Origin of the sequence: Bradyrhizobium sp. ERR14 (assembly GCF_014198235.1) — a bacterium.
Lineage (GTDB): Bacteria > Pseudomonadota > Alphaproteobacteria > Rhizobiales > Xanthobacteraceae > Bradyrhizobium.
The window spans coordinates 259,841-271,611 of sequence record NZ_JACIHD010000002.1 but is presented as its reverse complement, the minus strand read 5'-3'; the positions used below and the strand labels follow the sequence as shown (position 1 = coordinate 271,611).

7 protein-coding genes are annotated in these 11,771 nt (G+C 58.4%); 5 read left to right on the top strand and 2 right to left on the bottom strand.

Going from position 1 to position 11,771, the window contains the following annotated elements:
• The first annotated feature begins 85 nt into the window (after positions 1 to 85).
• Positions 86 to 3,454, top strand: coding sequence for an adenylate/guanylate cyclase domain-containing protein (locus GGD62_RS07560; protein ID WP_183707812.1), 3,369 nt, complete (start codon positions 86 to 88; stop codon positions 3,452 to 3,454).
• A 406-nt stretch (positions 3,455 to 3,860) separates the two neighbouring features.
• On the top strand, positions 3,861 to 4,523 hold the full coding sequence (locus GGD62_RS07555; RefSeq protein WP_183707810.1) for a phytochelatin synthase family protein: 663 nt from the start codon (positions 3,861 to 3,863) through the stop codon (positions 4,521 to 4,523).
• 21 nt (positions 4,524 to 4,544) lie between these two features.
• Here GGD62_RS07555 and GGD62_RS07550 read toward each other — a convergent pair whose 3' ends face one another.
• Entirely contained in the window at positions 4,545 to 5,045 is a 501-nt protein-coding gene (locus tag GGD62_RS07550) for a methyltransferase domain-containing protein (protein ID WP_183707808.1), read from the bottom strand.
• 1,511 nt (positions 5,046 to 6,556) lie between these two features.
• Between GGD62_RS07550 and GGD62_RS07545 the strand changes: the two genes are divergently transcribed.
• From GGD62_RS07545 to GGD62_RS07535, 3 genes are all read left to right on the top strand, one after another.
• Positions 6,557 to 6,778 (top strand): hypothetical protein, encoded by a 222-nt coding sequence (locus GGD62_RS07545; RefSeq protein ID WP_179737219.1) that lies wholly within the window; start codon positions 6,557 to 6,559, stop codon positions 6,776 to 6,778.
• 820 nt (positions 6,779 to 7,598) lie between these two features.
• Positions 7,599 to 7,784 carry a hypothetical protein gene (locus GGD62_RS07540; protein WP_183707806.1) on the top strand — a complete coding sequence of 62 codons (186 nt, stop codon included), beginning with the start codon at positions 7,599 to 7,601 and terminating at the stop codon, positions 7,782 to 7,784.
• A 586-nt stretch (positions 7,785 to 8,370) separates the two neighbouring features.
• A complete protein-coding gene (locus tag GGD62_RS07535; protein ID WP_183707804.1) occupies positions 8,371 to 9,393 on the top strand; it encodes an ABC transporter substrate-binding protein in 1,023 nt (340 codons plus the stop codon).
• A gap of 1,694 nt (positions 9,394 to 11,087) precedes the next feature.
• On the opposite strand, the gene GGD62_RS07530 is transcribed toward GGD62_RS07535, so the two are convergent.
• Positions 11,088 to 11,339 carry a hypothetical protein gene (locus GGD62_RS07530; protein ID WP_246800010.1) on the bottom strand — a complete coding sequence of 84 codons (252 nt, stop codon included), beginning with the start codon at positions 11,337 to 11,339 and terminating at the stop codon, positions 11,088 to 11,090.
• Positions 11,340 to 11,771 lie beyond the last annotated feature (432 nt).

Below are 11,771 nucleotides of genomic sequence, written 5' to 3'. Positions count from 1 at the left end.
CTGAAGAGTATCGTCGAGAGCGCTCTGAAGGGGCGCCCACGGACCGACGCGACCTCATATTGGTCGAAGCTCGATTGGGTGCGGCATGGATTGCCCGAAGTGCGGCAGATTCAACCCAGAGGGAAAGAAGGTCTGCGGCGATTGCGGCGCGGCGCTATCCTTTCGCTGCCCCGCGTGCGGAGCCGACAATCCGAAAGGAAAGAACTTCTGTGGTGACTGCGGTGCGGCGCTCACGCCAACAATACTGCCGCAAGTCACGGCGGCTGCCGGCGCATCGACCTCGATAACGTCACGGGTCACCGAGCGTTCGAGCTTATCACCCGTACCAAGTTCTTCCGCCGAGCGCCGCCAGCTCACAGTTATGTTCTGCGACCTTGTCGGCTCGACAGCGCTTGCGACGAAGCTCGACCCAGAAGATCTACGGGACATAATCGCCAAGTACCGCGATAGCGTAGCGGCGGTCGTCCGCAAATACGGAGGAACCATCAGCCGCTACATCGGAGATGGCATGCTCATCCTCTTCGGCCATCCCTCAGCGCATGAGGACGATGCCGAACGCAGCGTGCGCGCTGCGCTTGAGATCGCCGCGACCAGGCATGTGCCTGGAGGGCCGCCGGAGTTCGAGCTGCGGGTTCGTCTTGGACTCGCGACTGGTCTCGTCATCGTAGGTGATCTTATCGGCAGCGAGGCTGCAGAAACACAGGCGGTCCTTGGCGAGACGCCGAACCTTGCTGCTAGGCTGCAGGCGCTCGCTGAACCAGATGGCGTGGTCATCGCTGAGGACACGCGACGGCTCATCGGCGGGCTTTTTGACTATGAAAACCTCGGCGCGGTGACTCTGAAAGGCTTTGCCGCCCCGGTGCAAGCCTGGCGGGTGCTTCATGAGGGAACGGCAGAAAGCCGCTTCGAGGCGTTGCACCCTTCGATGCTCGCTCCGCTGATAGGGCGTGAGGAAGAACTCGCGCGACTGGAGCGGGGCTGGGACCTTGCGAAGGCGGATAGCGGCCAAGTAATGCTGCTCGTCGGCGAGGCTGGCATTGGCAAGTCGCGCCTCGTTGCGGCTCTCCAAGAGCGTATCGAGCGCGAGCCGCACACCTTCTTGCGATATTTCTGCTCGCCTCATCATCAGGAAAGTGCGCTCTATCCCTTCACCGCTCAACTCCAGCGAGCTGCTGGTTTCGATCGTGAGGACGCGCCAACAGTGAAGCTCAAAAAGCTCCGGCTGCTACTATCCCCAGCATTGCCGTCCGACGAGGACGTGGCGATCCTGGCCGAGTTGCTGTCGATTCCCAGCGGTGACCTGTATCTGCCGGTTGCTGCTACGCCGCAACAAAAGAAAGAGAGAAGCTTCGCCGCTCTGGTCCGCCAGCTTGAAGTTCTTGCAGAAAAACACCCAGTCATGGTCGTGTTCGAGGACATGCAGTGGATCGATCCGAGCTCGCGCGAGCTGCTGGACCGGACGGTCGATCGCGTAGCAAGCTTACCAGTTTTGGTCCTGATCACCTACCGCCCCGAGCTCCAGCTGGTATGGAGCGGAAAGCCGCACGTCAGTTTGCTTGTGATGAACCGGCTGGACCAGAAAGCGGGTGCCACGCTGATCCGAAGCGTGGCCGGTAGCCGGACGTTGCCGACCGAAATTGTTAATGAGATTGCTGAACGAACGGATGGCGTGCCGTTGTTCGTTGAGGAATTGACCAAAGCGGTACTCGAGACAAGCAACGAGGGGATCCCGCGAGCCATCTCCTTCGCGCCGCTACCCGGACTTGCTGTGCCGGCCACGCTCCATGCTTCATTGATGGCGCGGCTCGACCGGATCGGCCCGATAGCCAAGGAAGTGGCGCAGATCGGGGCGGCCATCGGCCGCGAGTTCTCCTACGACCTGCTTGCCGCCGTTGTACAGCGATGCGACAATGAGCTGCAGGCTGCACTTGATCGGCTAATCAATGCCGAGCTCATGTTTGGGCGCGGCGAACCGCCTGACGCCAATTTCTTGTTCAAACACGCACTGATCCAAGATGCGGCGTACGGTACGCTGTTGCGCAGCCAACGCCGCGAGCTGCACGCCCGAATCGTGGGCGCGCTTGAGGAGAGGCTCTATAAGGGCATTCAAGAGCGACCGGAGATCCTAGCCCATCATTGCACGCATGCAGGTCTGATCGAAAAGGCGGTGTCGTATTGGCAGGAAGCCGGTGAGCGCTCAAAAGCTCGATCGGCAATGACAGAAGCAATCGCGCAGATGCGAAAAGCGCTCGATCTGCTATCCCATCTGCCCGATACCGCCGGACGCCAAGGCATCGAAGCCGACCTCCAGCTCGCTCTCGGCGGCGCACTGATCGCTGCGAAGGGACATGCGGCCGAAGAGACCGGCAAGGCTTATGCCCGGGCTCGCCGCCTTTGCGAGTTACTGAACGATAGGCCGAACCTGCTCAAGACGCTTTGGGGGCAGTTCGTGCACTATCATGTGCGGGGCGAAACGGACCGATCGCATCGCATCGCTGAGGAACTGCTAGATTTGGCCGGACGACAGAACGATGCGGCCATTCTTGTCGCCGGTCATCGGGCTGTCGGCGACAGCTGCCTTCATCGCGGGCAATTGGCCTTGGCGCGCGTCCATCTCGAGCGGGGGCTTGCCCTTTACGATCCGTCGCAGCAGCGCTCTTTGACGGCACTGTTCGCAGAAAACGCCCGCGTGGCGATGCTTTCGTTCCTCTCGCTAACCTATGGCCTTCTTGGATTTCCCGATCAGGCGCTTGTTCAGAGCAGTGAGGCAATCTCGGAGGCGCGCGGGTCGTCCCATCCAATCAGCCTTGCCTTCGCGCTGAGCGTCGCTTGCCGGTTGCATTTCGTCCTCGATGACGCGGGTATGGTCGCGCAACTGGCAGAGGAGCTAGTTGCGCTAACCTCGGAGCAGCGATTTGCCTTCTTTCTCGCGATGGGGACCGCCTATCGCGGTTGGACGATGGCCGAAGCCGGCGACGCCGAGGCCGGGGTGGATTTACTGCGACACGGCATCGAGGGGTTCCAGGCGTCCGGCGCAGCATGGACTCTTCCGTTCTACCTTGCGCAGCTCGCGGCAGCCGAGGCAAAGAGAGCACGATTTGAAACCGGCCTCGATCAACTCTCCGACGCCTTAGTACTAACCCAGAAATTGGGGGTGCGATGGTTCGAGGCCGAGCTGCATCGGCGACGAGGCGACTTGATGCTGACGGCTCGGCCGGACGCCGCGGCCGAGGCTGAGACCGAGTTTCGACGCGCCATTGCTATTGCTCGCCAACAGGAGGCGAAACTCTGGGAGGTCCGCTCTGCCGTCACTATCGCCCGACTCTGGCGCCGCCAGGGCAAGGGTGATGAAGCACGCGACCTTCTCGCCCCGGTCTACGATTGGTTCGACGAGGGCTTCGATGTTCGCGACTTGAAGAACAGCAAGGCACTCTTAGAAGAACTCTGCACCTAGCACGAAGCTATCTCCGAGCTCGCAGGCACGGCATCTCAATACCTTCACTCCTCACACGCAAGGTTGTGCATCGAGCTGCCCGGAGCAGGGGCAAGTGGTGAAATGCTCCATGAACGAGTCTGCGCGCTCACCAGCCGCGAAAATCGTGCTGCAGTAGCTAGGCGGCTATCTGGGGTATAGCGGACGTCGCGCCAACCTATTCGCAAAGGCAACTTGTGAACCCATCTGCGAAGTTGAGCATCGGCGGACGAAGGTCCGGTCATTACATTACAGCGCGCCCTGAGCTCAACCTGAGTTCTTCGCAGTTTGACCTTCAACGGACGTTTACCTGGGGTCGTTTCCCGCCAATTAACTTAAGGATATAATCTGGCCAGCCTCCAGTCGGACTGCTGCCAGGTTCAGACCAATGAAGCGGTGGCGCTCAGTCAGAATTATCTGCACGGTTGTCACTGCGGGCCTGCTGGGTGCCGGGGCCCTTGTCGTCGGCCAGTCACGCGTGCCGGCAGAAGCCATTGCATTCTCGGTAACACGTACACCGGAGCTTATGGAACGCGCGTGGGACCTGCCGGTGGCCTCCACATTCCACAGGAACGTGAACTGGCAATCGAATAGCTCTCGTTGCGGACCTGCGGCTGTTGCGAATGCGTATGGGGCACTCGGCGAGACGGCAAACACGGAGGGTAAGGTGTTGGCCGGCACCGGGCGGTGCTGGACGGGCTTATGCATCCTGGGTCTCACGCTTGACGAACTGGCCGAGGTGGCGCGGACCAACACGAGCCGCAAAGTCATGGTCTTGCGCAATCTCAGCGAGGACCAGTTTCTGGAACATTTGCGTCGCTCCAACGATCCTGGCCGACGCTACATCGTGAATTTCAATCGCGCGCAAATTTTTGGTGCTGGTGTTGGACACCATTCGCCCATTGGCGGCTATCTGGAAGCCGAAGATCTAGTTTTCGTGCTCGATGTCAATTCCAATTACCAGCCATGGCTAGTCGAGCGAAAGCGGCTGTTCGCAGCTGTGAATACGTATGATGGCGATAAGAAGCGCGGGCTGCTGCTGATCGAGTAATTGAAAATTCCTGCGACCCTGTCACGTACAACCCTGGGCTGAAGAAGGCGAACGAGGCGGTGGAGGACCAGGCGCGCCCATTAAAGTGTGCACGCCGAGCGTTGCTGCCCCTGCGGCGGCCAGCTGACTCCTTTGTCGCGCGAAATACTCAAGCGCAACATCGCGGCGGTCGCGTTCGGAAACAACTTCGAACCCTGCCGTGTTAAGCGCATTCCGATAATGCACGGAGGATGCGATCGCCTTGGTAGCCGAAGTGCCTGCCCATGGATGCGGATAGGACAGCTCGCCGTCGCCGGTTAACATCACGTCGTAGATGGCGAAGCGCGCACCTGGGCGCAGCACCCGTGCTATCTCTTCGAAGAGCGCCCTCTTGTCGGTGACATTCATTCCGACATGCAACATATATGCGGCAGAGAAAGACCCGTTTGAAAACGGGAGCGACAAAGCATTACCTTGTTGCAATGACACACGATCATGGAGATGAAGCCATCCGGACATTCCGGTTTCGATATAGTCGCGCATGCCAGTCACACGGCAGTCATAGCGGGCGGCGATTTGGTGGGTCCGCCAAGCCGACTGAACGTCGGCTGTTGGCCCACTTGGACCTCCCGTTAGGTCCGGTATTCCGCTGCTATCAGGGGCACAGCGGACCTCACGCGCCCGATTCCGACGAGGGCTGATGAGCAAATCTGGTTCACTGCGATTTTACGCAAGCGGCCTCGGCCAAGTAGCGGCGACCGAAAACCTCACCAGTGGCCGTTTACGGCCGAGGCCGTTGAAAGTCCGCCTCATCGAGCGACAAGGTCGGAGAGCCTTGATACCCTCGCGCCATCGGCGACGCGGGCATGCTGCCGCACCACAACCTCGCGTTCTCGGCCATAAGCGTCGCGGAGCATAATCAGAAACCGAGCCCGATCGGCTCGCGAAAGCGCTTGCCATCCTCGCCAAACCTGCTCCAGCGCGGTCATGGGCGTCTATCCTACTGAACTCCCAACCATATCTCACCGAACAAAATCGAAAAAGCCGCAGCCAGATATGCGGAAAGCAGAGAGGTTTATCGGAGCTGTTCATCCTTCGAGCGATGGGCCCCGAAGATCCAATTGAGAGCCTCGGGCGGCCGGACATCTTGACGGTACAAGTCCAGACGCAGGTCATCGTGCGTACCGTCTAGGCTAATCGTTCCTTCCCTAAGGCGGATCACGATTTGCACGTCCGCACCATCGGCTTGGAGACAGGCAACATTAGGCATCGACGCGCTGCTGATCCATGTGGAGCTTTGCCTCGTCTAACCACGGTCCTATTGCGGCAATTAGGTTTTCGGTTGCAGTCATGCCCGTTCTCTCCCCGATGAGGGTGCGGCCGTTGCAGCCCGCGGCACGCGATGCAACGCCTGACCTTAGACTTCGAAACGTAGGCCTTCGTTCCAAGCTCGCAGGGCCGTTTTCGGCTCGAAGTCTACCGATAGGCCAGAGGGTATTTCTTAATGGATCATCGCCGCCGCACGGCGCGACACGCTGGCTGCGGCCCGCGCGCGTTTGCTAGGCGATCTTCGTGGCCCCGTAGTTGCCCAGGTAAACCGCGTCTCAAGCTGCGCTTCGGAGGACCCGCCAAAGCGCCAACACAAATTTCCAGAGTGGCCGGGACGGCGCACCGTCCTGGCGATCCGGCGCGGCCGAGGGTACGTCGCCGTCCAATTCGGTCAGGCGCCCCACCATGCCTTCCAGCCGCGATGGTAGCGGGGTGAGATCGTCCGTGAGGGTGCCGCGAAGTCGCTCACCAATTTCGTTGCAGATCGCCCGACGATGCTCCACGGGCGCGGTCGAAGGGGTATCTGTCATGGCTGCCACCGGTGGCCTTGACGTGCACCGCCTCCTTGCCGTGCACGGATATCCTGCCGCCACCGTAGTAACGAGCGACATGCCACCTTGATCCCGGCTTCGCACTAATACCGCTGCTCCGAACGTCCAAAGTTCTCCGATCGGCAATCGGGCTCCCGTGCTATCATGCTCGCCCGCGTGGGCTTAGGGCAAGAAATGTCTACCTACCTGCGATTACAAACCGTCGATTTAAAGCCGGAAATGGTCAGCCGCATCACGGCAGCTTACGAGCAGGCGCTCCATACGCTTTGTGTCCAGGATCGCGACGACCCGCTCACGGAAATGGTCGCAAGCAAGATCATCAAGATCGCGCAAACGGAGGTCCTCGCCCCGGCACAAATTGCGACTTTGGCGATCAAGGAACTCGAAATGCGTTAGGCATCTTTGCCTAACGCGCTTGGAACTGAAACATTCCCGACTTCGGCAGGTTGGCTATTGGGCTTCGGGGCTTCGCAATATGCGAGGCACGCTATGACGCCTCTACCACCGGGCGAAGCAATTCTCACTGTCGGCATCATGAGCCTCACTGTCCTAATCGAGGTTGCGCTTTTCGCCTCGATCGGGATGTTCTGATAGACGCGCGCGGCGGTTTGGTCGGGAGGACGACTCAATCCCGGCCAACATTTTTGCATCGTTCGCAACCACGGACCTGCCCGCAACGGAACCAATTTTCAGCGAACACAATTGTCTTGTCGTCAGCGATGGGAGGATCATCGCCATGAGGATCAAATATCTCTCCGCGATTGTAATAGCTGTTCTTGCCGCTGGTACCTGGCTGGCCGTCAATTCTCTCGGCTCGCTGCCTACCGAAACGCAGTCCACGCCGAACACGCAAGTGGCAGACCGACTAGCTGCCTCGGTTGATCCATTCTTGCTTCGGTACGGTGGCTAACAGGCGGCGTTGCAGCCAACGGTGCTTGCATCCAGTGGTAATTCATTTCGCGCTGTGGTTGGATTTTTATTCGCGCAGCAGCGATCTTGAGTTGTTTGACGAAGTTTTGCTGAAACAGAAGGCTGCTATGCTAGATTTTAGGTAACTAGCCCTGTTCCGTTTTTGCACCGACAAGCAGGTCAGCTGATCATGCGTTGAAGATTGGCGCAGCCTGTGGATGGACTCACATCGGACAGCCATCGCTGGGGCTTAGATTATCCGAAAACCGGAATATCTCATAGCGATACTCAAACGATGGGGGCCCCCATGCCCGCCATAATCGACCTGCTCTATCGCGAATACTGCCGCGCCCGCCTGGCTGAAATGCGGAAACAGCTTCTGATTGCCAGACAAAGTCCTGAAGGCCTGCAAGCCGATTACGATCGTGCTGATCAGGATAGCGTTGGCAGGACAGACACGCAGCATGAAATCAATTACGGCGCGCCGAATTGAAGCGGCCGCGAGACATTGGACTTTCCTTGACGCCGTTGCGCTCGTCCCTGACCATTTTCGTTTGATGGCTCTCGGGGTTTGGTAGGCGGCGCACGGGTGCGGCGCTTGCGTCATGGCTACGCTGGCTGCGCTTGGGCACAGGCAAATGCGGCAGCCGTGAATTTCAAGTATGTCCTAATTCCCGCAGAGGCGCGGAGACGATCCGCTGGCATGGAAAGCACTTGTAGACCCGTACAGCCTGCCGATCCACGATTGCGTGCAACGCTCCTACCGGTACCATTTCACGGGTGCAATTCTCGCAGGCAGGAGGTGGCGGGGCGTTGCTGTCGTCTCGATTCAGCGACAAAGCGCATACCCAAAGCCGGGACCGGCGAACACTTGGGAAAAATACGGGTGGCAGAAGCCGCGGTTGGCACTTCAGGCATTGAAGGGAAACCGGACGGCGGACGCTGCTTGCTTTTGCCGCCGCTTTTTGACCCCAAGCGGACCTTGCTCGCCGCCGCCCCGCAAATGCAGCTTTGCCGCTCAAACAGTCTTATGACAAAGTGCTAGATTGTTCGCGCTCCGGCATGATCCTTGGAGGCACATGCGACGGCGGGAGTTCATCGCGGGTACGGCGATCACCGCAGCCCTGAGCTTCGCAAAGCCTGCTTACGCTCAGACCGATGCTCGGTCGCCGGGCATAAAACGGATCGCGATTGTCCATACCGCCGAAAAGCCCGAGGGAATGACTATCAACGGTCGCCTGACGTTCAAAGCCTATTTTGGGGAGTTGAAGAGGCTTGGCTATGTTGAAGGACAAAACCTGCTCGTGGACCGGTATTCGGCGCTCGGACAGTCCGAACACTATGGAGACTTGGCTCGCACAATCGTTGCCAGTCATCCTGATTTGATCATCTCGCTTTCCGGCCCGATTGCACGCCAGTTGAAGCCCCTGACCACTACAATTCCAATATTAGTTAGCAGCGGTGACCCGGTCGCCGGCGGAGTTGTGACGAACCTGGCCAGACCGGATGGAAATATCACTGGAGTGAGTGTTGATGCGGGATTGGGAGTATACGACAAGCGTCTGCAATTCCTTAGCGAGACGGTGCGAAACCTACGCAATGTGCGGGTGCTCATTCCTTCATCTGCGACGATGTTTTGGGAAACGGGTCTCGCACCGCTCCGAGAAGCCGCAGGCCGGGTTGGTATTCGGATTGCCGCTGTATTGCTCAGCGAGAAGCTCGACGGAGCAGCGTATGAGCGGGTGTTCGATGAAATGGAAACAGACCGCGTTGACGGTCTCATGGTTGCGCATCAGGGCGAACACCTTACGAACCGTCAACTAATCGCTGATCTAGCTGCCAAACACCGTCTGCCTGCTGTCTACCCTCATCGTGAATTCGTCGATGTGGGCGGTCTGCTGAGTTACGGCACTGACCTTGGGGACGCCATGCTTCGCCTTGCCGATATGACCGATCAAGTGATGAAAGGCGCAAAACCGGCTGGCATCCCGTTTTACCAGCAAATCAAATTCGAGCTGGTGCTCAATCGAACAACGGCAAAGTCGCTTGGGCTGGAATTTCCGGTGAGTTTGTTGGCTGTCGCCGACGAGGTGATCGAATAGCGCTTCATATCTGCTGCAGCGGCACTGGAGGCGGGCTTAGCGAGCGCTGCAAGTTTCAAGGATTGGGCGCAAGCCGGTTTGCTTTTAGCATACGGCGCTGACACCCGAGATCTCTTTCGCAGACCAGCTAGTTTCGTTGACAAGACATCAAAGGAGCAAAGCCCGCCGAACCGCCCGTCGAACAACCAATCAAGTTTGAATTGGTCGTCAATTGCCAAACTGCCGGAGCGCTCGGTCTGACCGTGCCACCGTCCGTGCTCGCCCGTGCCGACGAGATAATCGAATGAGCTCTGCGTGCATGAGTCAGTTGAGACACCTGAGTTCCGCTTAGCGGGTCGGTACGGACCTTGATTGCTCAGGCCAAGTTTTCGCCTTTTGACCCTAAGCCGACTTGGGCGACGGTCAGTGGCCCGCCTTAGATTTGCGAGTGGCTCAGTTTGAGTAAGTTACTCAAAGAATAATTACTTCTCGCTGCGTATCAAAAGATACAGAACCAAATCCAGGCTGTGTCATTATCCCTTCATCACGGACCGGACCTCGGCTTTTATCCGTGACGAGAACGCCGATTGCGCTCCCGCCTTCCTCCAATGGAAAGGAGCGCGTTATGACGGTCATTCGTCGGCGTCGTTTCAAGCAAACTAAGGCACTTAAAGAACGGCTTCTCGAAGAGGCTCACAAACTCTTGGAAGAGGCTAGGTTGCTGCCGCACGGACCGGTGCGCGACGCGGCATTAAGAAGAGCGAGGCAAGCAGAGACAGCCGCTCACATGGACGATTGGCTTAACTCGCCCGGCCTACAGCCGCCGAAGAAGGACGATCTCCCGGGGCCGACGTAAGGCCTCCGACCACGACGCTTTTTCAATCCAGCGGCGGCCGTTCTTGTAGTGTGGTAGCGGATGGACCGCGGCATGCTTCAAGAGCACTTAGCGATAGCGGAGCGCCACATTGCCCTTGGCGTGAAGCTTCTTGCCAAACAGGAAGCGCTGATCGCCGAGCTGGAACGGCATAGCCATGATACCAAGGGCGCAAGGGACGTGCTGGCCACAATGGTGGAAAACGCAGTCCCTCCATATAGACGACCGGGACCGCATCTTGAGGGAATTGGGACAGTAGGCCCCTTGATCTAGATCAAGGGCCACCAACGTCTCCGGTCAAGCTTGAGGCATGGATGACCCTAAACCAGAGGCACATGCCGCCCCCAAGCCGACGCGATTGGAAAAGGCCCGGCGCATCATCGAGGAGTACGCGGCCGAACTCGGCGAGATGATCAAGAAGCTCCGCCAAAAGCTGAATTAAGCCGCTTAGGTCGGAGCCAAGGCCCGCGCGAACTTCCGCTCATGGCCCGATGGCGAAGTTCGGTTTGGCTCAGATATGGTCTGCTGATCGGGGCACACCCGAAGTGACACGGCGCCGTTCAAACCGGCGCTTTTGACCCTAACCAGACGTCAGCTCGGCTAATACCTTCTTGCCCGCCCCTAAGCTAACCTCCGCTCCGTTTCGGCCGCGCCTCTTTGCGTCGGCCTCCATTTGCAAATGGCTGATCTCCCGACGTTCGAGAGTCCAATGCGGACGCAGAGTCTTTGCGCCTCGATTAAATGTGCGGTAGTAGGGAATGCAATCTATCGAAATTGAAAAAGGCCGCCGGTATATAGCCGGCGGCCTCCGCGCTAACGTGGTTTGCTGGGCGACGCGCAACTACAGATCGATGCTAACTGCGATATTGCGGCCCGTTAGTTCGGCAATCTTCATTCCGTCAGCCTGGATCTGCGCAAACTCCGGGTCCTTTGCCACGGCTTCCTGCACTCTGCCGTAGACTTCCCAATTGGCGTAGCGTGTCGAGACCAGCAACTCGCCTGCCCAAGGGCCAGTGTGGAAACGAGACAGCCGAAGAAACTCGGCACCGTGTTTCTCGAAGATTTTCTTCGCCTGCCGTACAATCCTGGTCATTCCTCGGCCTTGTCGGTTTTGAAGCGAGTGAATTGAACGATCGGCATTGGCTACCTCCATCGTGGTGTAAAATGTAAGAGGCATGTATCGAGCTAGGTTTGAGGAGCGAACCTCATCGCAATCTCGATGAGAGTTAGTCTTCATCACTTGATCTTGGTTCAAGCTCCATAAGCGACAACAATTCTGCCCCTTCCTTGACGGGTGGGCTCGCATCCATGCAGCCTGAGGCAGGTGAGCTGAAATCAGATCTGCCGCTCAGCCTAACTATTTGCCGGGATGGCGCAGGCGTTTGTTGAGGTTCGCCGCTTGACGAAGTCATCCTCGCAGGGAAGAAGGCCCAATGTCAGTATGCCTCCACCGAGCCTGACAGCGCAAAACGCACGAGCGGCTCTTAAAAATCGAGCTCGACGGCGGCGAGGACTTTTTCAACAG

Excerpts from the sequence above, each read along its gene's own strand:
- GGD62_RS07560 (WP_183707812.1), top strand. The coding sequence starts at position 86 with ATGGATTGCCCGAAGTGCGGCAGATTCAACCCAGAGGGAAAGAAGGTC.
- GGD62_RS07555 (WP_183707810.1), top strand. The coding sequence starts at position 3,861 with ATGAAGCGGTGGCGCTCAGTCAGAATTATCTGCACGGTTGTCACTGCG.
- GGD62_RS07550 (WP_183707808.1), bottom strand. The coding sequence starts at position 5,045 with ATGCGCGACTATATCGAAACCGGAATGTCCGGATGGCTTCATCTCCAT.
- GGD62_RS07545 (WP_179737219.1), top strand. The coding sequence starts at position 6,557 with ATGTCTACCTACCTGCGATTACAAACCGTCGATTTAAAGCCGGAAATG.
- GGD62_RS07540 (WP_183707806.1), top strand. The coding sequence starts at position 7,599 with ATGCCCGCCATAATCGACCTGCTCTATCGCGAATACTGCCGCGCCCGC.
- GGD62_RS07535 (WP_183707804.1), top strand. The coding sequence starts at position 8,371 with ATGCGACGGCGGGAGTTCATCGCGGGTACGGCGATCACCGCAGCCCTG.
- GGD62_RS07530 (WP_246800010.1), bottom strand. The coding sequence starts at position 11,339 with ATGACCAGGATTGTACGGCAGGCGAAGAAAATCTTCGAGAAACACGGT.